Origin of the sequence: Amycolatopsis sp., assembly GCF_025464955.1 — a bacterium.
Classification (GTDB): Bacteria; Actinomycetota; Actinomycetes; order Mycobacteriales; family Pseudonocardiaceae; genus Amycolatopsis.
In genome coordinates, this window is the sequence record NZ_JAODNM010000032.1 from 1 (window position 1) to 21,531 (window position 21,531).

General features: G+C 67.6%; 19 protein-coding genes and 3 pseudogenes. 9 read left to right on the top strand and 13 right to left on the bottom strand.

Annotated features, from left to right (window positions below; genetic code table 11):
* Positions 1–473 (top strand): annotated as a pseudogene (locus tag JWQ81_RS06370) (hypothetical protein); the annotation flags it as partial.
* A gap of 243 nt (positions 474–716) precedes the next feature.
* Positions 717–1,085: a hypothetical protein gene (locus JWQ81_RS06375; RefSeq protein WP_297538539.1), complete on the top strand. Its 369-nt coding sequence runs from the start codon at positions 717–719 to the stop codon at positions 1,083–1,085.
* 283 nt (positions 1,086–1,368) lie between these two features.
* On the opposite strand, the gene JWQ81_RS06380 is transcribed toward JWQ81_RS06375, so the two are convergent.
* From JWQ81_RS06380 to JWQ81_RS44805, 3 genes and pseudogenes are all read right to left on the bottom strand, one after another.
* Complete coding sequence (locus tag JWQ81_RS06380; protein ID WP_297538541.1) at positions 1,369–2,337, bottom strand: alkylmercury lyase family protein; 969 nt, start codon at positions 2,335–2,337, stop codon at positions 1,369–1,371.
* A complete protein-coding gene (locus JWQ81_RS06385) occupies positions 2,337–2,603 on the bottom strand; it encodes a MerR family DNA-binding protein (RefSeq protein WP_366942263.1) in 267 nt (88 codons plus the stop codon). Before JWQ81_RS06385 ends, JWQ81_RS06380 begins: the two co-directional genes overlap by 1 nt.
* Positions 2,601–2,739 (bottom strand): annotated as a pseudogene (locus JWQ81_RS44805) (MerR family DNA-binding transcriptional regulator); the annotation flags it as partial. The pseudogene JWQ81_RS44805 and the gene JWQ81_RS06385, both read right to left, overlap by 3 nt.
* 990 nt (positions 2,740–3,729) lie before the next feature.
* Here JWQ81_RS44805 and JWQ81_RS06390 point away from each other — a divergent pair.
* Positions 3,730–6,108, top strand: a complete 2,379-nt coding sequence (locus JWQ81_RS06390) for a hypothetical protein (protein WP_297538543.1) — start codon at positions 3,730–3,732, stop codon at positions 6,106–6,108.
* 145 nt (positions 6,109–6,253) lie between these two features.
* On the opposite strand, the gene JWQ81_RS06395 is transcribed toward JWQ81_RS06390, so the two are convergent.
* On the bottom strand, positions 6,254–7,225 hold the full coding sequence (locus JWQ81_RS06395) for a quinone oxidoreductase (protein WP_297538545.1): 972 nt from the start codon (positions 7,223–7,225) through the stop codon (positions 6,254–6,256).
* A 182-nt stretch (positions 7,226–7,407) separates the two neighbouring features.
* Positions 7,408–8,289, bottom strand: a complete 882-nt coding sequence (locus tag JWQ81_RS06400; protein ID WP_297538547.1) for an alpha/beta hydrolase — start codon at positions 8,287–8,289, stop codon at positions 7,408–7,410.
* A gap of 167 nt (positions 8,290–8,456) precedes the next feature.
* Here JWQ81_RS06400 and JWQ81_RS06405 point away from each other — a divergent pair, with 167 nt between their 5' ends.
* The gene (locus JWQ81_RS06405) at positions 8,457–8,852 is read left to right on the top strand and encodes a hypothetical protein (protein ID WP_297538549.1); all 396 of its coding nucleotides are present in this window, start codon (positions 8,457–8,459) and stop codon (positions 8,850–8,852) included.
* On the opposite strand, the pseudogene JWQ81_RS06410 reads toward JWQ81_RS06405, so the two are convergent.
* The 4 genes and pseudogenes from JWQ81_RS06410 to JWQ81_RS06425 all read right to left on the bottom strand — a co-directional run.
* Positions 8,822–9,256: pseudogene (locus JWQ81_RS06410) on the bottom strand (sigma-70 family RNA polymerase sigma factor); the annotation flags it as partial. The gene JWQ81_RS06405 and the pseudogene JWQ81_RS06410 sit on opposite strands and share 31 nt — an antisense overlap.
* 124 nt (positions 9,257–9,380) lie before the next feature.
* On the bottom strand, positions 9,381–10,397 hold the full coding sequence (locus JWQ81_RS06415) for a sugar phosphate isomerase/epimerase (RefSeq protein ID WP_297538551.1): 1,017 nt from the start codon (positions 10,395–10,397) through the stop codon (positions 9,381–9,383).
* A 22-nt stretch (positions 10,398–10,419) separates the two neighbouring features.
* Positions 10,420–11,838 carry a GMC oxidoreductase gene (locus JWQ81_RS06420; RefSeq protein ID WP_297538553.1) on the bottom strand — a complete coding sequence of 473 codons (1,419 nt, stop codon included), beginning with the start codon at positions 11,836–11,838 and terminating at the stop codon, positions 10,420–10,422.
* 137 nt (positions 11,839–11,975) lie between these two features.
* Positions 11,976–12,944 carry a sugar phosphate isomerase/epimerase gene (locus JWQ81_RS06425; protein WP_297538555.1) on the bottom strand — a complete coding sequence of 323 codons (969 nt, stop codon included), beginning with the start codon at positions 12,942–12,944 and terminating at the stop codon, positions 11,976–11,978.
* A gap of 159 nt (positions 12,945–13,103) precedes the next feature.
* Here JWQ81_RS06425 and JWQ81_RS06430 point away from each other — a divergent pair, with 159 nt between their 5' ends.
* Positions 13,104–13,742, top strand: a complete 639-nt coding sequence (locus tag JWQ81_RS06430; protein WP_297538558.1) for a TetR/AcrR family transcriptional regulator — start codon at positions 13,104–13,106, stop codon at positions 13,740–13,742.
* A 19-nt stretch (positions 13,743–13,761) separates the two neighbouring features.
* On the opposite strand, the gene JWQ81_RS06435 is transcribed toward JWQ81_RS06430, so the two are convergent.
* Both JWQ81_RS06435 and JWQ81_RS06440 read right to left on the bottom strand, forming a co-directional pair.
* A complete protein-coding gene (locus JWQ81_RS06435) occupies positions 13,762–14,445 on the bottom strand; it encodes an NAD(P)-binding domain-containing protein (protein WP_297538560.1) in 684 nt (227 codons plus the stop codon).
* A 37-nt stretch (positions 14,446–14,482) separates the two neighbouring features.
* Positions 14,483–14,956, bottom strand: coding sequence for a nuclear transport factor 2 family protein (locus JWQ81_RS06440; protein WP_297538562.1), 474 nt, complete (start codon positions 14,954–14,956; stop codon positions 14,483–14,485).
* Positions 14,957–15,108: 152 nt separating this feature from the next.
* Here JWQ81_RS06440 and JWQ81_RS06445 point away from each other — a divergent pair, with 152 nt between their 5' ends.
* Complete coding sequence (locus JWQ81_RS06445) at positions 15,109–15,588, top strand: Rrf2 family transcriptional regulator (RefSeq protein ID WP_297538563.1); 480 nt, start codon at positions 15,109–15,111, stop codon at positions 15,586–15,588.
* A 1-nt stretch (position 15,589) separates the two neighbouring features.
* Here JWQ81_RS06445 and JWQ81_RS06450 read toward each other — a convergent pair whose 3' ends face one another.
* On the bottom strand, positions 15,590–16,579 hold the full coding sequence (locus JWQ81_RS06450; RefSeq protein ID WP_297538565.1) for a LacI family DNA-binding transcriptional regulator: 990 nt from the start codon (positions 16,577–16,579) through the stop codon (positions 15,590–15,592).
* Positions 16,580–16,783: 204 nt separating this feature from the next.
* On the opposite strand from JWQ81_RS06450, the gene JWQ81_RS06455 reads away from it, so the two are divergent.
* From JWQ81_RS06455 to JWQ81_RS06465, 3 genes are all read left to right on the top strand, one after another.
* On the top strand, positions 16,784–19,192 hold the full coding sequence (locus tag JWQ81_RS06455; RefSeq protein ID WP_297538567.1) for a glycoside hydrolase family 2 TIM barrel-domain containing protein: 2,409 nt from the start codon (positions 16,784–16,786) through the stop codon (positions 19,190–19,192).
* Positions 19,193–19,553: 361 nt separating this feature from the next.
* A complete protein-coding gene (locus JWQ81_RS06460; RefSeq protein WP_297538569.1) occupies positions 19,554–20,138 on the top strand; it encodes a GDSL-type esterase/lipase family protein in 585 nt (194 codons plus the stop codon).
* Positions 20,120–20,947: an SDR family oxidoreductase gene (locus JWQ81_RS06465; RefSeq protein ID WP_297538571.1), complete on the top strand. Its 828-nt coding sequence runs from the start codon at positions 20,120–20,122 to the stop codon at positions 20,945–20,947. Before JWQ81_RS06460 ends, JWQ81_RS06465 begins: the two co-directional genes overlap by 19 nt.
* Before the next feature lie 15 nt (positions 20,948–20,962).
* Here the strand turns inward: JWQ81_RS06465 and JWQ81_RS06470 are convergent, their stop codons facing one another.
* Positions 20,963–21,373 carry a helix-turn-helix domain-containing protein gene (locus JWQ81_RS06470; RefSeq protein ID WP_297538573.1) on the bottom strand — a complete coding sequence of 137 codons (411 nt, stop codon included), beginning with the start codon at positions 21,371–21,373 and terminating at the stop codon, positions 20,963–20,965.
* Positions 21,374–21,531: the final 158 nt, after the last annotated feature.

The window sequence follows — 21,531 nt, forward strand, 5'->3', positions numbered from 1 at the left end:
TGCTCGGCGCCGGGGTGAGGGTTCGCCAGCCCGAACGCACCTCCGCCTACGACAAACCCCTCGCCGAGCAGTTCGCCGCCGAGACTCCGGACCTGGTGGTGTCGAAGATGGCGAAGGCGCTGCGGGAGGGGAAAGTGTTCGTCGACTGGAGCCAGAACAATCCCTCGAAGAACACGGTCGCGCCGTACTCGCTGCGCGGACGGGAACACCCGACGGTGTCGACGCCGGTGACCTCGAAGTACGGCAGTACCGACGTCCGGCATCACACCTTCCCCGACCAGGCAACAGCTCTGAACCGTGTACAGAGGTCGAGCTTATGCTCGAATGCAAGATTCGGGCCGGTGGGCAGTGCCCCGCCGTCGGGCACGGCGAGCATCGGCTCGATCCACGCAGGAACAGCGTCCACGTCGGCCTCCGATCCGCCGGTGACCGGTCAGCCGGTCTACCCGCCGACGGTAACCCGTTCGGCCTAACTCTGCTCAATAAGTGCAGGTCATGTGGGTCGCGCTTGTTTGACGGCGTTCACGGGGACGTGGCGGAGCCCGGTTGGTTGACCACGGTATCTGTCATCTGACCACGGCATCGGCCGCCAGCGCGCCCAAGTCCTTCATGGAAGATGGGACCCCGCACTCGTGCGTTGCCCCCTATGGAGGTTCGTTCGTGTTCGGCCAGCTGATCGTGAACGCGGTTGGGGGTGGTGGCGGTAGGTTCACCGGATGCAGCGAGACAGCATCCTAGTGAGGGTCGGGTGGTTCAGCCTGGTGGCGGTCAGCCTGGGGATTGTGGGGTTCGGCGTGGTGGTCGTGATAGCACCGCCGGCCGGTGACGCGCTGTTGTATCGCGCGGACGGGCTTGCGTCGATCGGGGTAGGCCTGTTCGGCGGGCTGCTCGCGCTGGTGCCGTTCCGGCGTGGGGAGCGGTGGGCGTGGTTGGCGTTGTGGTTCTACCCGGTGTTCTGGCTGGCACACCTTCTCGGCCAGTTGCCTCCTGGGAAGGACCACGTCCACCAGGTCGTGTTCATCGTGCTCTCGCTGGCCGGCCTACTGGTCCCGGCTCGTCAGTTCTTCGGCAGCACCCGTGCGTGATCGCCACCGGAGCCGGCGATGTCGACGGCGTTCGCGGGCGGGTGACGTGGGGATGTGGGGCTACCGCTATTCGGGGGTGTGATCGAGCCTGACGCCGGAGATGGCGGGTTTAGTGGTGGTGTCGGAGCCGTTGATGATCACGTCGACGGCAACGTCACGGATCACGTGGGCGAGGCTGCCGATCACCGCTGGTCCGTTGCGTCCCGGTTGGGTGCTGGCGATGCTGGTGCCACCCGCCACCCGCCACCCGCCACCCGCCACCCGCGAGCTGCCGGGGTTGTGTTCAGCCGCGGAGCAGACCGCCGAAGATCCTGGCGCCGAGCTGTTCGGCGTCGGCGCCGTCGACGATGCTGCCGGGGACCTCAGGGTGGGCGTTGACCCACGCTTGTCCGGCGGCGCGGTCGGGGAAGGCGTTGAGGTGGTCGCAGCACAGCTCCTCGGACGGGCCTGTCCCGGCCTGGGCGCCGACGAACACCACCGCGGTCGGTGGTTCCCACACGGCGAGCCCGCTCGTGACGGTGATGGTGATCGTCAGCCCGCTGTCCGGGGCGGCGGTGCTGATGACGGCGTCGGTGTCGAGCATGGCTGGGATCCCGAGCGCGTCGATCACGCACATCGCATCGACACTCGGGCCGCGCGCCAGCTGGACCTGGTGGCGGGTCGGGACCGCTGAGAACGGGTACGCCGCCCGGATCGCCCCGTCCGGGCCGATCCGGATCACGTCCCGGTCATGCAACCGCGCCAGGACCTCGGCGACCGGCCGCCCGAACGGCGCGGCGGTCTGTGGCAGCACCATGGCATCGGGAGCGACACCCTCGCCCGCGAAGCCCCTCAGGATGGCCTGGTGCAGCGCACGCTCAGCCGGGTCCGCCGGCGTCGCCCGCGCCCGCCACGCCTGCAACGTCGTCGCCGACGGTTCCGGGGTGTCCGGGCCCGCCGCGCAGCACTGCGGGTCCTGGCCGAGCAGGGCTTGCCGCAGCTGCGCCACCGACGGCGCACCCGAGACCCGGCCGTCGGTGTCGCGATATCGGCGGCAGGACACGCTGGGCGCGCGGCCGGGCTCGGCGAACGGGTCGGCCCCGTCGACGAGCAACGTCGGCGACCCGGCCATGCCCGCGGCGGCCGCGTCGACGTCGTTGTCGATCACCTGGACCGTCACCTGCGCGGCGGTGTCGCCGAGCGCTTCGTCGAGCCGCTCGCGTAGCGGCGTGACGTTCGAGCAGTCGGGTACCTGCAGGATCTGCAGCCTCATCAGGGTTCCCTTCGATCGGAGTGCAGAGCGCGCAGCAACGGGCAGCTCCGGGCGGCCTGCGGTCGTGCGCACGTGGTCACCAGCTCGACCAGGGAGTCCCGCATCCGGTTCAGGTCGTCGATCTTGCTCTGCAGCACGCCGATCCGGGTCTGCGCGAGATCGCGAGCGGTGTCGCAGTCCGCCGGGCCGCCGTCGGCCAGCTGCAGCAGCTCCTGGACCTCATCGAGGGTGAATCCCAGTTCCTGGGCCCGTTTCACGAACCGCACCGTGTCTACGGTCTCGGGTGGGTAGAGGCGATCCCGAGCCCGTGCGGGGCGGGTCGGCCAGCAACCCCAGCCGTTCGTAGTACCGCAGGGTCTGCACGTTCACCCCGGACCGAGTGGCCACCTCACTGCTGCGCATACCACCATCCTGAAACCAGTACCCGATCACAGAGTCAAGACCAATCCCTCGGTTGTGTCGACCCCGTCGCCGGACTCGGCATCGCAGTCCTCGGCGTCCGCGACGGCATCGAACCCTGGCGCGGCGAAGACTGCTGCTGACCACCACTCAGGACGCCGGAACCGCTGAGTGTCGGCGTTGCCCGGTTGGGATGCCAGCAAAGACGACGGAGATCTGAAAGTTTCGGGATAGGCCGCATTCCTTCGGGAGCCGCTGCGGCAGGCACGGTTCGGGCAGCACGCGCCTGCGGCAGGACCGCCACCGTGGTCACGTAGCTCGGGCGAAAGAAAGTCCCTGACGGGACAAGGTTAGAAAATGGTATGAAAATTATTATCCCAGGGTAAATCGTTAGCCCATTCAGTCCAGAGCGGATCGATTCCGGCCCTCAGCCGGGACATGGTGAACGCTTCCTGGGGAACCCAGAAAATCCGTGATCGGCGCCGACGAAAGTACGAGATAGCCCGCAAGTCCTACTTTCGGCGCTACACGGACTGCAGCGGACCTTCTAGCATGACTGGTCGTCCCGACGGCCAGGACAAAGCCCTATTGGATCCGTTGCCGATCTTGCCACGGACAACGAGAACGTCGAGTCAAGCTCGCGCGAACTCTCGTAGTGCGCCTCAATCTGGGCCACGTCGGCATAGTCAGGCTTCCTGGCGACCGTGACTGCATACTCCCCGGCGCCGCGCAAGCGAGTGACATTAACGCCACGTTACGGATCACGATCCCCGCGAAATGGGATTTCATGATCGTTATGGCGAGCGGGCCGGGAACTCCCGCATCGCAGGGAAAGACATGTCGCGGCGCCGACGAAAGTAGGTTCTCAACGGACAACACCGCACTTATAGTTCGTCCGCTTGAGCTGAGTTCTCTCCCCCTTTCCCCCTGCTATTGGGAGTTCCCCATGCCCAGATTCCCCGTGACGCCATGTGTACCGGCCGCGAGCGCCCCATGAAGCGCCTTCTGTCCAGATCGCTATGTGTCGGGGTGCTGCTGGCGGCGACCGCGTTGTCCGTGGTGCCCGCCGCCTCCGCCAGCCAGCCACCACCGACGACGCCGTCGCCGGGCGCGCCCCACAGCACGCCGAAACTCATCCACGAGAAGCACCACGACACCTCACCGGCACTGCGGTCGATCACGCCGAAGGCGACCGTCAGCGGCCCGGCGGAGAGCGCGGCCGTGGGGTCGCTGCCCCGGCCGCGGACCCCCGCGCCGGACCCGGTGGTGCAGCACACCGCCGGCACCCGCGCGGCGACCATCGGGACAAGCTTCGACGGACTGGGCACCGGATTCTCCGGCCCCGGCGGCTCGTTCAGCCTCGGCGGTGTGCCACCGGACCCGAACTCCGCGGTCGGCGCGACCCAGGTCGTGGAGATCGTGAACTCCGGCTTCGCGGTGTTCTCCAAGACCGGCACCACGCAGTACGGCCCGGCGAGCACCAACACCCTGTTCACCGGGTTCGGCGGGTACTGCGAAAGCACCGACGACGGTGACGCCGTGGTCCGCTACGACAGCCTCGCCAGCCGGTGGGTGATCACCCAGTTCGCGAACGTCCGCTCGACCGCCGGGCCGTACTACGAGTGCGTCGCGGTGTCGCAGACCTCGGACGCGACCGGCGCCTACAACCGGTATTCCTACCAGTACACCGACTTCCCCGACTACCCGAAGCTGTCGGTGTGGCCGGACGCCTACTACATCACCTACAACATGTTCTCCGGCGGCGGGTCCGCGTTCTCCGGTGCGCAGAGCTGCGCGATGGACCGGGCGAGCATGCTCGCCGGCACCACCGCCACGCAGCAGTGCTTCACCACCTCCAGTTCCTACGGCGGCATCCTGGCCGCCGACGTGGACGGCACCACCGCGCCGCCGCAGGGCGCGGACAACGTGCAGCTCGCGATGGGCACCACCAGCACGACGCTGGCCTACTGGCGTTTCCACATCGACTGGGCCAACACGGCGAACACCACGTTCACCGGCCCTGCCACGCTGACTGTGGCGTCCTATACCCCGGCGTGCGGAACCAGCGGCACCTGCGTGCCGCAGAAGGGCACCACACAGACGCTGGACTCGCTGTCGGACCGGTTGATGTTCCGGCTGGCCTACCGCAACTTCGGTGACCACCAGTCGCTGGTGACCAGCCAGTCGGTGACCGCGGGTTCTTCGGTGGGCGAGCGGTGGTACGAGTTGCGGCTCAACACCAGCGGCAACCCGGCGGTCTACCAGCAGGGCACCTACGCGCCGGACTCGACCTACCGCTGGCTGGGGTCGCTGGCGATGGACAAGACCGGCAACATCGCCCTGGGCTACTCCGCGTCGAGTTCCTCGATCAACCCGCAGATCCGGTTCACCGGGCGGCTGGCCGGGGACACCCTGGGGCAGATGACCCAGGCCGAGTCGACGATCGTGGCCGGCACCGGATCGCAGACGACCTACTCGCGGTGGGGTGACTACTCCTCGATGACGGTGGACCCGACCGACGGGTGCACGTTCTGGTACACCCACGAATACCTGTCCACCACCGGCGCCCGGGTATGGAAGACCCGCAACACCTCACTGACCCTGCCCGGCTGTGGCGGCACCGCGACCAACGACTTCTCGCTGTCGGCCAGCCCCACCTCAGGCTCGGTCACGGCGGGGTCGTCGGCCACGTCCACTATCAGCACCGCGGTGACGGCGGGATCGGCCGGCACCGTGTCGCTCGCTGCCACCGGGCTGCCCACCGGTGCTAGCGCGTCCTTCACCCCGGCGTCGGTGACCGCCGGCGGCAGTTCGACTGTGACGGTCTCCACCTCGGCGTCCACCCCTGCCGGGACGTATCCGATCACGATCACCGGTACCGAGGGCACGGTGTCCCACACCGCCGGCTACTCCCTCACCGTGACCGGCGGCGCCGGGGGCGGGATCACCAACGGCGACTTCGAGACCGGCGCGCTGGCCGGGTGGACCTCGACGGGCACCACCACGGTGGTGAACGCCGGCGCGCACGGCGGCACCTACGCCGCCCGTGTCGGGTCGACCTCACCGTCGAATGACTCCTCGATCACCCAAACCTTCACCGTCCCAACCGGAGTGACACAACTGTCGTTCTGGTACTCGGTGACCTGCCCGGACACCGTCACCTACGACTGGGCCACCGCCACCCTGAAGGACACCACCGGCGGAACCACGGCCACACCGCTGGCCAAGACCTGCACCGGCGGCGCGGGGTGGCAACAGATCCTCGCGACCGTCACCGCCGGGCACAGCTACACCCTCACCCTGACCAGTCACGACGACAACTACGCCGGCGACCCGACCTACACCCTCTACGACGACATCAAGCTCGGCTGACCCACCAGAGCCCGACCCGGTTCAGCGCCGGGTGCACACCCTGCGCTGAACAGCAGGTGATCGGTGAACCAGCGTGATTCACCGATCAGGACCTGCCGCCGCGGTGAGCGTCGACACGACGCCCACCGCGGGGAACGGTCACCGGTCAGCTCCGGGCGTCGAGCAGCAACTTGCCGGTGGTGCCCCGGGAGGCGATGTCGATATGGGCCTGCGTGGCTTCACCGAGCGGATAGCGTCGGCTGATGTCGATCCGGAGTGAGCCTTCGCGGATCTTGTCGAATAGATCCGCGGAGTGCCGGAGTAGAAGCTCCCGTGTGTGGATGTGGTCTGCGAACACCGCGTAGGTGAGCTTGATGCTCTTCGGCAGGTCGAACATCCTTACCGTGGGGACCTCGCCGATCAGGGGGCCGAAGTAGACCAGCGTGCCGAGCCGGCGCAGAACCTCGATCGATGACCGGAACGTGGTGGAGCCGCCACCGTCGAAGACCGCGTGGACCCCTTCGCCCCGGGTGAGTTCCATGACGCGTTCGACGAAGTCTCCGTCCGTGGAGACGAGCACGTGGTCGGCACCGGCTTCCTTGGCCACCGGGACCTTCTCCTCCCGGGAGACCAGGCCGATGACCTGTGCTCCTCGGAGCTTGAGCAGCTGGGTGAGGATGCGCCCCACACCGCCGGCGGCAGCGTGCACGAGAGCGGTCTGCCCGTCGCTCAGCGGCGCGGACTCCATGGTGAAGTGGTGGGCGGTCAAGCCCTGCATCATGGTCGCGGCGGCGATGTCGCTGGGGATGTCGTCGGGAATCGGGACGACCGTGTCGATGGGGACGACGATCTTCTCGGCGTAGCTGCCGTAGTTGTAGACCCACGCCACACGGTCGCCCACCGCGTAGTCGGTGACACCCTCCCCGAGCGCGGCCACCCTGCCGGCCGCCTCCACTCCGGGGATGAAGGGAATGCGGCCGTGCACTGCGCCGGCGGTGCGGGTACCGGTGTCCATGAAGTTGACACCGGCGAACTCGATGTCGACGACTACCTCCCCGGCGCCGGGTTCGGGATCCGGCCACTGACGCAGCCGCATGACCTCCGGTCCGCCCAGCTCTTCGATGACGACAGCGCGCATGTTTCCTCACTCAACTTTCTGGTCTCGGCAGGGATCGCAGGACTGCCCGTGGTCTCCTGTGCCGGCGGGTGATCGTCGACAGGATCGACGGTAGGCAGCATTTTTTGGACCTGCAAGTCCAGAAGGTGTTGCGCCGGTGAGGCAGGGTGGGCGCCGGTCCGGCGCCCACCCTGAGGCCCAGCTCACGCAGTGGCGAACTTGACGAGGGCGCGGGTGAATGCGGCCGGCTCTTCGAGGTGGGCGAAGTGTCCACTGTGCTCGAAGACCACGAGTTCGGCGCCGGGGATCGTTTCGGCCAGTTCGGTGGCCCAGCGTGGGCCGCAGATCACGTCATGGCGCCCGACCAGCACCAGGGTCCGGGTGGTGATCGAGGCGAGCACGGCTCGGTCGTCGATGGACTCCGGGTTGCCGGCTTCGTCCGCTCCGGAGATGAAGCCGGCCCGCACCGCGGCCCGTGCGGGAGCGAACTCGTCCTCGCGCGCCCAGTAGTCGGCGAAGTAGGCCGGGAAGATGCCTTGGGCGGCCCGGGTGACGCTTTCGTCGTCGTGCAGGTGGGCAAGCGATTCCCAGGCGGTCACCACCTCCGGGAGCCCGGGGGCGTCGGCGTGTACGCGCAGGAACTCGTCCATGTTGCGGGCGGCTTCGGTGAACTGCTCGGCGCCGGTGACCGGGGCGCTTTCGTACAGGATGATCCCGGCGAGCCGGTCCGCGCGCTTGAGGGCGTAGTACTGCGCGACGAAGCCGCCATGGGAGTGGCCCAGCAGGAATACCTGCGGCACGCCGAGGTGGTCGAGCAGCCCGTCGAGCGCGCGTGAGTAGCGCTCGCGGGTGTAGCCGTGGGGGTGGCTGGCGAGACGGTCGGATCCGCTGGTGCCGATCGGTGCGACGTAGACCATGGTCAGGTGCTCTTCGGCGGCGGGCATCCGCAGGTAGTCCCAGTCGATGCCGGGGCCGCCGGGATGGGCCAGGCAGACTGGCCCGCTCCCGGCCACGTGATAGCGCTGGGTGACGCCGTCGAGCTCGACGGCGTGGCTGCCGGGGGTGAGCGGGTGTGCAGTGGTCATCGGAACTCTCCGGTCTGGATAGGTGCTCGGACGCAGACAAGATGCGGCCGTGACCGGAAAGTTCGATCCGTCGGGGGAGACCGTCGTCACACCTGTGGATGGTAGAGGCGGATGTTCTGCACACGGCCTTGGTCCATCGCCACCAGCCACACGGCCGAGGGCGGGCAGTGGGTGGGATTGTCGGCGGGGCTGAGCAGGTCCATTTCCCAGATCGTGAGGTCGCGCCCGGCGACGGTGTGCCGCAGCCGCTGGCGGACTCCGGCGGTGAGGTCGCTTTCCATGCCGCCCAGGACGAGGTCGCGCCCGCCCTGCTGGCCCTGCCTGCCGACGATCTGCACGCGGGGGACCAGCTGTCGGCGACGATCTCGGCGAACGCGCCGCGTTCGGCGGCCTCGAGGGTGTCGAGGCCTTCGCGGTGGCGAGCCGCGGTGAGCGCGGCGACGTCCTCGTGGGTGGCGGCGGCGGTGTCGATCAGGGCCTGGGCCATTTTCGCGCGGGCCTGGCTGAGTCTGCTGCGCACGGTCCCGACCGGCACGTCGCAGGCTGCCGCGATTTGCTCGTAGGAGGTGACGCTGCTGAAATGCCGCAGCATGACCGTCATGCGCAGCGGGGCGGACAGCTCTTCCGCCGCGCGCCAGATCCAGTCCCGGGAGGCGTGCTCGTCGAGCACCCGTTCGGGATCCGGCAGTGTCGAGACGGGCTCGGGCACGGCTTCCAGTGGTGTTTCGCGCTGGGCCCGTAGCCGCATGCGGCAGCCGTTGCGCACGATCATCCTCAGCCACGGCCCGACCGCGCGCCGCAGCGCCACGAGCATCGCGTCCTGTACGGCGTCGTCCACCTCGGGGTGAAAGCCGAGCACGGCGAGGGCGACCGCGCGCATCCCGGCCTGGTGCCGCGCGAGCAGGGCCCCGAGCGCCGCGGCATCTCCGGACTGCGCTTGGCAGGCCAGTTCCTGATCAGTCAGCATGATGGGCCTCGTTCCTGCTGCTGTCCGCTCGGTTGTCTTGATCTTCCCCCAAGGACGGTTTTGAGCGCGGCGGCGGGGGAAAACCTTCGCCGCTGACTCACCTCGAAGGACCTCCTTTGCTCGGTCAGTCCTGGTTGCCGAACGCCGCGTCGAACGAGGCTTCGGGCACTGTCCACAGCAGAGAGCGCACGAACTTCACGGCTTCGGCGGCGCCGTGCAGGCGATCCATCCCCGCGTCCTCCCATTCGATCGAGATGGGGCCGTCGTAGCCGGTCGCGCGCAGCGCTCGGAAGCAGTCCTCCCACGGAACGTCGCCGTGCCCGGTCGACACGAAGTCCCATCCGCGGCGCGGATCGCCCCACAGCAGGTGCGAGCCGAGTGCGCCAGTGCGGCCGTTGTGCGGCCGCAGCCGGGTGTCCTTGCAGTCGACGTGATAGATCCGGTCGGCGAAGTCGATGATGAACGCGACCGGGTCGATGTACTGCCACATCAGGTGGCTCGGGTCCCAGTTGAAGCCGAACGCGCCGCGGTGCTCGATCGCCTCCAATGCCCGGACGCTTGTGTAGTAGTCGTAGGCGATCTCGCTGGGGTGCACCTCGTGCGCGAACCGCACCCCTTCCCCGTCGAACACGTCGAGGATGGGGTTCCACCGATGCGCGAAGTCCTCGTAGCCGGCGTCGATCACGGATGCGGGCACAGGCGGGAACAGGGCCACGTACTGCCAGATCTTCGATCCGGTGAACCCGACAACGGTGTCCACCCCGAGCTTGCGAGCGACTTTCGCGGTCAGTTTCAGCTCCTCGGCCGCGCGCTGCCGCACGCCCTCGCCATCCCCGTCGCCCCAGACGCGGCTGCCGACGATCGCTTGGTGCCGGAAGTCGATCGGGTCGTCGCACACCGCCTGCCCGGTGAGGTGGTTGGAGATCGCCCAGACCTTCAGTCCGTACTTGTCCAGGATGTCCAGGCGGCCGCGCAGGTAGGCGTTGTCCTCAGCAGCGCGCCACACGTCCAGGTGCTCGCCCGAGCACGCGATCTCCAGGCCGTCATAGCCCCACTCGGCGGCATGGCGGGCAACCTCCTCGAGCGTGAGGTCGGCCCATTGACCGGTGAACAGCGTCACCGGGTGCGTCGCCGCAGTCATTCGCGTGTCCTTGCCGTCACCGCTATTTCGCCGTGGCACCGACGATGCCCTCCGTGCCGTCGAGTTCCTGGACGAGCTGGTTCGCGGCTCGCCAGGCGAGCGCGACCATCGTGAGCGTCGGGTTCGCCGCCGTCGTGGTGGGGATGACGCCGTTGCCGCCGACGTAGAGGTGGTCGACCTCCCAGACGCGCAGGTAGGAGTCGCAGACCGACTCGCCGTCGTCCCAGGCGCCCATGCGCACGGTGCCCTGGTAGTGCAGCGAGGAGCCACCGACCGCGAGGATGGGTTCCTCGGTGAGCGCACCGATTCGGGAAGCGCTGCGGACGGAGTTCTTCCGCATCGACTCGATGGTCGCGAGGTCTTTCGGGGTGTGCGAGTAACGGATGGTCATCTTCGGCATGCCGTAGAAGTCGGTTTCGGTGTCGCTGAACTCGACCGCGTCGCCGAACTGGATGTCCTTTGCCGCATACCACGCGACCACGGCGAGCCGGGCGGTCGCCAGGTCGTCGTCGAGCTGGAGGCTGTACGGGGAGTTGGCCATCGCCACGACCCCACCTTGCATCGGTCGGGCGTCGGAGAACGGGATGCGGACGCCGGCGAGGTTCTTGTCGTCCACCGGATAGCCGGCCGGATCGAACTCGTCGTTGAGCAGGAGGAAGGAGTTCATCTGCAAGTGCTCGTTGAGGTAGTGGCCGAGCGCGCGCGGACGGATACCGGAGGCGAACAGCACTTGCGGTGTGCGCAGCCCATCCGCGCACACCACGACACGAGCCGCCCTGACCTGGTACACCGCACCGCTGCGGCGGTCCTGCAACTCGGCACCGACCGCGGTCCCGTCCTCGACCAGGACGCGGCGGGCCAGGGTCTCGGCACGCAGCTCGAAGCCCGGCACGGTCTGCTCCAGCTCTCCCAGGATCACGCTGGTGCCGGAGAAGACGAGCTGGTCGCCCGCCCAGTGCGTCGCGCTCGCCCCGAACTCGACCGGGGCGAGGCCGGGCCCGTCGAACTCGTCCGCCATGACCTTGCGCAGCGCGGCGGTCAGACCGGTACCGTCCTCGACCTTGGTCACGCGCAACAGTTGTTCGGCGTGGTCGAGCGCCGCGTCGAGTGAATCGTCAGGGATGAACGGGATGCGTTCGGACTGCTGGGGTCGCGGGCACGCGGTGCCCCAGTGGATGCCCATGCCGCCAACGCCGCTGGCCATGCTCGCCACCGGCAACCCGATTTCGCCGTGGGCGAGCGTCGGCCGGGGATCGGCGAAGAACAGTCCGGGCAGGACCGTCTGGCGGAACTCCAGGCTCGGGTCGATGCCCGGCGCGAGGTCGGCGAGCGCCGCGGCTCGTTCGACGCCTGTGTCCGGGCCCTGGGTGAGCAGCTGCGCCGCGGCGCGGTCCGCGTCGGCCATGTTCTGCGTGTGGTCGCCGCGTCGGCCGGGAATCACCGGGCCCGACCTCGACCATGAGGATGCGCGCGGCCGGCAGCGCGTCGCCGATGGTCCGGGCGTAGGTCGCACCAGCGGGGCCGGAACCGATGATGAGGACGTCGAATTCGTCGCTGTCGGGGGTCGTGGTGGTCACGTCAGCGTGCTTCCGTCGTCGTGGCGGGCGATGAGGTGAGAACCGACCGGGCGAGGTCGAGAACGCGGGCGCACTGGGGCCAGGGATCGCCATTGCCCTCGTACTCGACCGAGAGCGGACCGGCATAGCCGTGGGCGTCGAGGATTCCGAGCGCGCGCACGAGGTCGACCGGCCCGACGGCACCGTCCTCGGACACGTAGTGCGCCTTCAGACTGACCAGTTCGGCGTAGTCGGCCAGCGCCTCGATGCCGTCGTACACGGCGGTCAGGTCCATGCTCGCGAACATCTCGGCCGGGTACGCGGGACCGGATGGCTGCCCGGTCGCGCCGGCGAAGAGCATCGGCATCAGTGCTGTCGTGAGCACGTCGAAGTTGCCGAAGTCGAGCAGCAGGCCGCACGCGTCGCGCCCGACCGCGTCCAGCAGGTTCCCCATCCACGCCGGGTCGCTGCTCGGGCCGCCGTGGTTCTCCACGAGCAACCGGGTCCCGTGCTGTGTCGCGTACGCGCCGATCTCGGCGAGCGCGTCGACCAGGTGCGCGGGCGCCTTGTCGCCGAGGTGCGGGCTGAACGGCGAACCGGGATTGACGCGCACGAACTGCGACCCCATCGCGGCGAATCGGTCGATCCACCGTTCGATGAGCGCGAGGTCGGCGGCGCGCTGGGCGTTGTCGACCTCAAGCAGGTCGCCGACGTCGATGGCGACGTTGACCAACCGAACCCCGGACGAGACGAGCGAGGCGGCGAACCGATCGATCTCCGGATCGTCGAGCCCGGCGAACTGGAAGGAGACCGTTTCGACGGCGTCGACGCCGAAGGTGTCCCTGGCGCGCGCGGGGAATTCCGACAGGCTCAGCAGTTTCGGGTAGGGAAGGTCGATGTGCCGGTCGTTTCCCTCGGCATCGACGAAGTCGAAGGAAACGGGGCCGAGCTGCTCGCGGATGCTGAACGAGGACACGGACAGGGTGTTCACGAGCTCTCCTCCGGATGGATGGGACCGCTGACGGCGGCGGGAGGAGACATCGACACTCCGTTGGGTGCGCCACCAGAAAACGGTAGTGAAACCCACTGTGTAGTTATACCCGTTCAGTTGTCAACCCCGATCAGGTCTGGAACCCGGTATGCTTCCGGCATGGGATTGCGCGAAGTGAAGGCCGCCCGCACCCGGCGGCAGGTCATCGATGTGGCACTCGGTCTGTTCCTCGACGAGGGCTATGACGAGACGACCATGGAACAGATCGCCGCGAAGGCCGAGATCGGCACCACCACGCTGTACCGCTACTTCCCCAGCAAGGACGTGCTGATCCTGGACCCGTTCCAGCGAATAATGGATCTCGGCAAGCTGCTGGGCGCGCGTCCCGTCGACGAACCACTGAACTTCGCGCTCGGGGCCACGCTCCAGCAGTTGGTCGAGGAACTCGACGAGCGCGACGACGGGCGCAACGCCGCACTGCGGAAAATCGTCGACTCCGCGCCCGTCCCCCGCGCCCGCCTCTGGGATCTGTACGCACAGGCACAACGCGAACTGGAAGGTGCCATCGCCGAGCGCATGGACCGACCGGTCGAGGACCTGCTGGTCATCATGACCGCGCACACCACGTTCGCGGTGCTGCGGATCGCCGCGGAAAGCTGGTGGACAGGTCGCCGCGATGCCTCGACCGCCGGAGTCATCGACGAGGTGCTGCGCGCCCTCAACACGCTCGACCTGGTGATTCCCGCTCTCCCGCCGGCGGCCGCGCCGAGCCCCAAGTCGCCTCGTCGGCGGTCCTGAGGTCGGCTGCGGCCGTGGCTCAGCGCCGTGCCGACGCCAGGGCCACGCTGATCTCGGCCGCGGAAGCGGGAGCGGCCGGCTGGTTCAGGTACTGGTCGTTCTTGGTCAGCGCGTAGGGCATACAGAAGGCCGGATTGCCCACTTGCGAGCGCCAGCTTTCGGTGAGCGGTCCCATGTCCACGTGGTCGTATCCGAGCAGCGAGAGCAACTCGGCGGCGTGTTTCTTCGCGTCCGGGTCGTTGCCCGCGATCGGCAGGGTTGTGCGGTCGGCCGCGTCCACTCGCCGCGGCAGGGCCCTGAGGTGTCGGTAGTTGATGTTGTTGAACGCCTTCACGACGTGCGCCTCGACCAGGTGCCGTTGGAGCACTTCGCTGTCGGTGAGCTCCTGCGTTTCGAGTTCCGGGATGGTGCCGTCACGCGGGGCCCAGTAGTTGCCGGTGTCGATGACCGTCTTGCCGACGAGGGGCTCCCGGGGAACCGTGCCGACAGCGCAGACCGGGATCGTCACGACGACCCAGTCCCCGGCGGCTGCCGCCTGTGCGGGAGTGGCCGCACGGGCCCGCGGCCCGAGTTCGTCGACGAGGTCGGAGAGCGTCTGCGGCTCCCGCGAGTTGCTGAGCACGACGTCCAAGCCGGCGTCGACCGCCAGGCGGGCGAGCGTGCTGCCGATGTGTCCGCTGCCGATGAGTCCAAGCGTTGCCATGTTAGGGAAAACCTCCTGATTGCGGGTCGCGGGGCGATCAGAAGACGTAGGGGATGTCGTGGGTGATGTCCATGTGCCGGATGCGCCACGTTCCTTCGGTCCGGCGGAAGAAGAAGTGGTAGTACCCGGACTCGATGGGCTTGATGGTGCCCTGGGCGCCGAAGGTGCCGGCGGGCCATCCGCCCTCGGGCTTCCTGACTCCGACGACGTCGAAGGTGATGAACTGGGTTTCGATGCTGGCCTCGTTGCCGTCAATGGAGACCACGTGGTCGTAGGTGGTGTGGTGGCTCCAGCCCAGGGGCGGGTGCGGCGCCATGGCCGTGGACATGGCCTCGGCGATCTGCGCCGCTCCGGAGAGTTTTCCCAGTGGCTCCATCCCCTCGGGGCCGCGGTAGTTGACCTCGACGACCGCGTCGGGGTCGTAGAGCTTTGCCAGCGCCTCGCCGTCGCGCCGGTCGGCCGCCCGGGTGTACTGGGAAACGATCGCCCTGATCTCGTTCTCGGTGCTCATGAGGTTCTCCGGTTCTCTCAGTGGTTGCCGGCGGTAGGGTCCGATCCAAACCGCATGTTTGAAAAGTACATATAACTCGACGGAAGTGCAACTGTGGAAGTTGCTATTATGGGAACGTCAGGACCGGGCAGCGGCAGAAAGGGGCCACGAGCATGTTGGACGTGACGTTCTCCAGCGCGCTGAAGGCCATGCTCCTGCTGGGCCATGCCGAGGAAGAGGGCGGTCTCGTGCTCAGCTCGACCCAGCTCGCCAGGAGTCTGGACACGAACCCGAGTCTGGTGCGCAAGCTGATGGTCCCGCTGGTAAAGGACGGTCTCGTCGCGTCCATCAAGGGCCGCAACGGGGGCGTCCGCCTCGGCCGGCTCGCGGACCGGATCACCCTGGGGGAGATCTACCGCTCATCCCTCGGTGACAAGCCGCTGTGGGCGCCCCGGCCCGAGGGGCCACGGGAGTGCTTGGTCACCAACCACTCCGCTGAATACTTCGGCAGGCTCACCCGCGAGACCGAGGTAGCCGTCCTCGGCGTACTGGCAGGCCGTACCCTCGCCGACAGTCTCGACGAGTTGCGCGCCATCGACCGGGCAGGCAGTGCTCCGGCCTCAGAACGGCGGTTGCCCGCGGCTCGTCGTTAGCTCACGTGGAGGCGCGAAGGACGAGCTGAAGCAGACCATCCACGTCAGGCGGGGGCGCAACCTCGACCACGCCGAGTGCCGCGAGCACGGCGGGGGCGAGTAGCTCGCCGAGCCGTTCGATGTCGACCTTCACGGTTGTCAGCGGCGGGAAGGCCACGCTGCCCGCGAACGTGTCGTCGGCGCCGATCACGGCGAGATCCTGAGGGCATCGCACACCGATGTCGGCCGCGGCGCGGATCGTGGCCAAGGCCGTGTCGTCGTTGAAGGCGCACGCGGCGGTGAATCCGGCGTCCGTGATCTGCCGCACCTGACGGGCCGCGCTCGCGGCGTCGTGGAAGGCGGCGACCACGGGCTCCGGAAGGCCAAGCTTGGACGCGGCCGTCAGCGTTGCCTGCCGTCGAGCTTCGATGGCCAGAGTCAGTCCCGGTTCTTCGCGCTCGACGATCGCGATCCGGCTATGCCCGCGCTGGCGGAGGTGCGCCAGGCGTATCTCCGCGGCCAGTCCCTCCACCGCGGTCAATCCCGAGGCAGGAGCTTCGACGATCTTGATGCCCGCGTCGTCGAGCTCTGCCCGCTCCTGACGACTCAACGGCCGGCCTGGCATCAGCAAGCGGGGCCGGACGCGCAGCGCCGTCGCGACCAGGGAATGGCGGGAGGGTGTGTCGAGGTGGATCGCCGCCACGAGTCCGTGGTCGGCCAGGGCCGACGTCAGTTCCGCGAGGGCGTACACCGCCGGCCCGCCGAACGACGAGACACTCAGGTCGAACAGAATGACACGGCTTGATCGTTCCGCGAGAGCCTTGGCCGAGGGGTTGGGCCGGTAGTTCAGCAGTCGAGCCGCTCGTAGTACGTTCTCGCGAGTTTTCGGGGCGATCGTCTGCGGCGCGTTGTTCAGGACGAAGCTCACCGTGGATCGAGAGACTCCGGCCAGGTTGGCGACGTCCGCGCTGGTCGCAGCCTTCGATGCCCGACCTTCGACGCGCTCTGCCATGGCACACCCCCGACTCGTATCCAAGAGATGTTATCCGCATCACTAACGCGCGTCAAACGGTGGTCGCTGGTGCGGTCCGCCAAGGGCCACTCGTGAGCGTCATGTCTCGTGTTTATGGCCTCCTTGCAGCAGATTTTGACTGATTCGTCGTACTGACGCATACTGAAAACCAGAACTAACGCGTGTTAGTTCAAGGAGGTACTCATGATTCCCACGTCCTTCAACCACGGCTGGGGAGTGCGTCCTCGCGGCTTGACCTTCTTCGCGATGCGAGGCGCCCCGTATGAGGCCGTGACGTTGCCGCATGACGCGCTGATCTCGAGCCTTCGCGACGCGGGCGCGGTCGACGGCGCGAACTCGGGCTTCTTTCCGACTCTCGACGTCGAGTACGAAAAGACCTTCGAGGTCGAAGAAAGCGCTGCAGACCAGCGTCACGTGGTGGAGTTCGAGGGCGTGTACCGAGATGCTCGCGTCTACGTGAACGGAGCGCTCGCGGCGCATCGTCCGTACGGTTACTCGCGTTTCTTCGTGCCCATTGATCGCTTACTGGGCTACGGCACCGCCAACACGATCCGTGTCGAGGCGACGTCCGACGAGGATTCGCGGTGGTACACCGGCGCGGGCATCATCCGGCCCGTCACCTTGCACCGAGGGGGGTTGCTGCACCTCGCACCCGAGGGGCCACGGTTGTCCACGCCCCAGGTCGGCGACGATCTGGCGGTGGTGGAGGTGCAGGCGCGTATCGACAATGAATCGCCCGTCAGGCGGACGGTCCGGGTACGGATCGAGATCTTCGACGAGGCCACCGGGCGGATTGCCGCGGCCGCGTCCGCACCGGTCACGATCTTTCCCGGCGAGTCGGCGGACGTCACCCGCCGAGTGTTCGTTCGCGACCCTCAGCTGTGGAGCCCGGACTCGCCGACGCTGTACCGCGGCCGCGTGTCCCTCGTCGATGACGGCAAGGACATCGACGACGCCACCGACACCTTCGGTATTCGGAGGATCGAGCTCGATCCCGTGCATGGCCTGCGAATCAACGGCACCGCGGTCAAGCTTCGGGGGGCGTGCGTGCACCATGACAACGGTCCGATCGGGGCGGCGACCATTGGCGCAGCCGACGAGCGGCGGGTGCGGCTCCTGCGCGAGGCGGGCTTCAACGCGATCCGGAGTGCCCACAACCCGGCCGGCACCGCGCTGCTGCGTGCGTGCGACAAGTACGGAGTTCTCGTGATGGACGAGGCCTTCGACGTGTGGACCGCACGCAAGGCCCGGTTCGACTATGCGCAGGACTTCGCGGACTGGTGGGAGCGGGACGTCGAGTCCATGGTCCGGAAGGACTTCAACCGCCCCAGCGTGGTGCTCTATTCGATCGGCAACGAGATCCCCGAGGTCGGGAGCGCGCTGGGCGCCCAGACCGGCCGCGACCTGGTGAACACGCTGAAGCGACTCGATCCGACGCGGTTCACCGTCAGCGCCGGGCAGGTCCTGCTGGCCGTCGGCGACGAGGCCGCCGAAGTCATGGCGGACCAGAACGTCGGAGTCAACGATGTCCTCGCCTCAATGGAAGACGTCCTGCTGAAGTTCTGGCAGTCCCCGGTCGCCGCACGGCTGATGGAGGAGGGGTACTCGCAGGTCGACGTCGCCGGCTACAACTACGGTGACTCGCGGTACGCCCTCGACCCCGGCGAGTTCCCTGATCGGATCAGCGTCGGCAGCGAAACCTCCCGGCGGTCGATCGCCGAGAACTGGGCGACCATCCTCGGATCCCCCCAGGTGATCGGGGACTTCTGCTGGACGGGTTGGGACTACCTGGGCGAAGTCGGCGTCGGGCGCGTGCGTCCTGCCGAGCAGGCGGGGATCGCCGGATTCCTCGGCCCGTTCCCGTACCTCACGGCGGAGGTGGGAGACCTGGACGTCACCGGCGTCCGTCGTCCGTCGTCCTACTTCCGCGAGACGGTCTTCGGCCTCCGCGACGTCCCGTACATCGCGGTGCAGAAGCCCTCGCTCTGTGGCGTCGAACTGGCCGTCAACTCGTTTGCCTGGCGCGGCATGGAGGGGCGGTGGACCTGGCCCGGCGACGAAGGACACCCGGTCGACATCGAGGTGTACTCGTCAGCGGACGAGGTCGAGCTTCTCGTCAACGGCCACTCGGTCGGCAAGGCGGCAGCGGGAGCCGGCTACATCGCGGCCTTCACCGCGACCTACGAGCCGGGAACGGTCACGGCCGTCGCCTACAACAGCGGTGTCGAGTCCGGTCGAAGCGAACTGAGCACGGCCGGGGCAGTCGAAACGCTGAGCCTCGCACCCGAGCGCGATCACCTCGGCCTCACCGACGAGTCGCTGGCGTTCGTGCGCATCGCACTGCTCGACCGAGACGGTCGGGTGAATCCCTCGTGGACGGAGACCGTCACGGTCACGGTGGAGGGGCCCGGAGTCTTGCAGGGGCTGGGCTCGAGTGATCCGCAACCCGACGAGGCGATCACGGGGCCCACCCGGACGACTCACGCCGGTGAGCTCTTGGCCGTGGTTCGACCCACCGGCGCTGGAAGCATCGTCATCAAGGCCGCCGCCGCCGGCCTTCCCGAAGCTTCTGTGGTGGTGGACGTTGACTGATTCCGTCTCGCGTGCGCTGTGCGGGCAAGGGGACATGGTCGTTTCGGTGGGCTACCGCCTCAGTCCTCGTCCATCGTGGACCGGAGGAACGGATGGACCCGAACAAGGTCCAGCGCACTACCCCGTCGCATCCGAAGAGCTCGCAGCCGCGTGGAACTGGGCGCAAATGTCGCTGTCGGGAGTCGGTTCCCCTGACTGGGTGTTCGGCGACGGTCGGGCTGGGGCGCCCTGGCTGCCGGCACGACTCTCCGACTCCGGATGTGGGCGCGAGCCTTCCCGGTTTGCGGTGAACCATAGTCGACCGCGCAATGCGTTAGCCCGCCGATTCACGGGTCTGCTCAACCGCCGATTGCTCGCGCCGATGCTCGCCTACCCGCAAAAGGCGCGCCGCGATCAGTTCGAGAGCACCGGAGCGCCGCCGCGGCGAATCGTCCTGCTGGGCGAGCGCCTCACCGAGTCCGGCAACTGGGAGGAATGGTTTCCGGACCAACCGATTCTCAACCGAGGAATCGGCGGTGACCACACGGCGGAGGTGCTTTCCCGGCTGGACTCCGCCATTAACGAACCACTCGGAGTGCTGCTCCTGATCGGCACCAATGACGTTGCGGCCGCGGTACCACTCGACGAGTCGCTGGCGAATCTGCGGGGGATCCTGAGTGGAATCGAGGTTCGTGCTCCCGGTACTCCGGTGGTCGTGCAGAGCGTCATGCCTCGTGGCCGGTCCTATGCCCAAGAAGTGCGCAGACTCAACATCGGCTACCAGGAGGTGGTAGCGGAAGCGGCTGAGTCAGTGCGGTATCTCGACCTCTGGCCGGCGCTCGCGGCGGACGATGGGTCACTACGTCAAGATCTCACGTTCGACAAGCTTCACCTCAACGGTCAGGGCTATCGCGAGTGGGTCGCTCTTCTCCGGCCGATCGTTGAGGCGTGGGGTCGGTCGCGCTGATGATTGAGAAGATGTCGAAGGAGAAGCAGATGCTTCGAATCAATGTCGTGACAGGTGCCGCGTCCGGTATCGGTCTGGCGACGAAACAGCTACTGGAGAGCCGGGGCGAGTCGGTCATCGGGGTCGACATTCGCGATGCCGATGTGCTTGTCGACCTGACGTCACCACCGGATCGCGAGCGGATGGTCGAGGAGGTCAGGACCAGGTCTGGAGGCGCAATTGACGCGATCATCGCTGTCGCGGGGCTTGCCGCACCGATTCCGGCCACCGCGGCCGTCAACTACTTCGGCATGGTGGCGACTTTGGACGGTCTGCGCCCACTGCTGGCTGGTTCCGATTCGCCACGAGCGGTCGGAGTCGCGTCTTTTGCCAGCATCGCACCCGGCGACGAGGCTCTCGTCGCCGCGTTCCGTGCCGAAGATGAGCCAACGGCACTTGCCCGCGCGACAGCGCTGGCCGCAGACCCTGCGACGGGAACGTTGATCTACCCCTCGAGCAAAGCCGCCTTCGCGCAGTGGGTTCGACGTTCCTCGATAGCCGACACGTGGGCCGGGGCGGGCATCCCCCTGAATGCGATCGCTCCGGGCGTGGTTTCGACGCCGATGATGAGCGGCGTCCTCTCGTCCCAAGAGGGTCGCGACGCGGTCGCGTCATCGGTGCCGATGCCGCTCAACGGATTTGCCGACGCATCGGTGCCGGCGCGTCTACTGGCCTGGCTTGTCAGCGTCGAGAACAGTCACCTGTGCGGCCAAGTGCTCTTTGTGGACGGTGGTAGCGACGCGTCCGTTCGAGGCGACTCCGTCTGGTAGCTCCCGCACGGGGATTCACCGGATGGTTTTCCGGGCGTCGTAGTGTATTCGTGCCTCGTCGACGTCATCGGTCTTGTCGGCGGCCCAGTCTCGTACTTGCGACAGTAGGCCGTACAGGCCTTGCCCGAGCGGGGTCAATTCGTAGTCGACGCGGACGGGTACGGTCGGTGTGGCGGTCCGTTTCACCATGCCGTCGCGTTCGAGCATGCGCAGGGTCTGTGTGAGCATCTTCTGGCTGACGCCGGGGATCTCCCGGCTGATGTGGCTGTAGCGCATCGCGTCGCCGTACGACCCGAGGGTGCACATGGTCAGGCTGACCCAGCGGTTGCTGATCGTCGAGAGCAGCGCCACCGCGGGGCAGTCGTGCATGTACGCCGCGTAGGTGACGGGCTCGATCTGGCGTTCCGGGTTCGTGGTGGTGGGCATCCGTCTCTCCTGTCAGGACTGCAACGCACTTAAAAGTACCTACTTCCGAATCGATCGTAACCCACCTAGCGTTCGTGGTGTTCGAATTCGCCAACGGAAGAGTGACGATCATGCGAGCAGTTGTCTACCGGTCTGTCGGCGCCCCAGACGTCATCGAG

Bases quoted from the DNA above. Each gene is read 5' to 3' on its own strand.
- JWQ81_RS06375 (WP_297538539.1), top strand. From the start codon at position 717: ATGCAGCGAGACAGCATCCTAGTGAGGGTCGGGTGGTTCAGCCTGGTG.
- JWQ81_RS06380 (WP_297538541.1), bottom strand. From the start codon at position 2,337: ATGAGGCTGCAGATCCTGCAGGTACCCGACTGCTCGAACGTCACGCCG.
- JWQ81_RS06390 (WP_297538543.1), top strand. From the start codon at position 3,730: ATGAAGCGCCTTCTGTCCAGATCGCTATGTGTCGGGGTGCTGCTGGCG.
- JWQ81_RS06395 (WP_297538545.1), bottom strand. From the start codon at position 7,225: ATGCGCGCTGTCGTCATCGAAGAGCTGGGCGGACCGGAGGTCATGCGG.
- JWQ81_RS06400 (WP_297538547.1), bottom strand. From the start codon at position 8,289: ATGACCACTGCACACCCGCTCACCCCCGGCAGCCACGCCGTCGAGCTC.
- JWQ81_RS06415 (WP_297538551.1), bottom strand. From the start codon at position 10,397: ATGACTGCGGCGACGCACCCGGTGACGCTGTTCACCGGTCAATGGGCC.
- JWQ81_RS06430 (WP_297538558.1), top strand. From the start codon at position 13,104: ATGGGATTGCGCGAAGTGAAGGCCGCCCGCACCCGGCGGCAGGTCATC.
- JWQ81_RS06435 (WP_297538560.1), bottom strand. From the start codon at position 14,445: ATGGCAACGCTTGGACTCATCGGCAGCGGACACATCGGCAGCACGCTC.
- JWQ81_RS06440 (WP_297538562.1), bottom strand. From the start codon at position 14,956: ATGAGCACCGAGAACGAGATCAGGGCGATCGTTTCCCAGTACACCCGG.
- JWQ81_RS06445 (WP_297538563.1), top strand. From the start codon at position 15,109: ATGTTGGACGTGACGTTCTCCAGCGCGCTGAAGGCCATGCTCCTGCTG.
- JWQ81_RS06450 (WP_297538565.1), bottom strand. From the start codon at position 16,579: ATGGCAGAGCGCGTCGAAGGTCGGGCATCGAAGGCTGCGACCAGCGCG.
- JWQ81_RS06455 (WP_297538567.1), top strand. From the start codon at position 16,784: ATGATTCCCACGTCCTTCAACCACGGCTGGGGAGTGCGTCCTCGCGGC.
- JWQ81_RS06460 (WP_297538569.1), top strand. From the start codon at position 19,554: ATGCTCGCCTACCCGCAAAAGGCGCGCCGCGATCAGTTCGAGAGCACC.
- JWQ81_RS06470 (WP_297538573.1), bottom strand. From the start codon at position 21,373: ATGCCCACCACCACGAACCCGGAACGCCAGATCGAGCCCGTCACCTAC.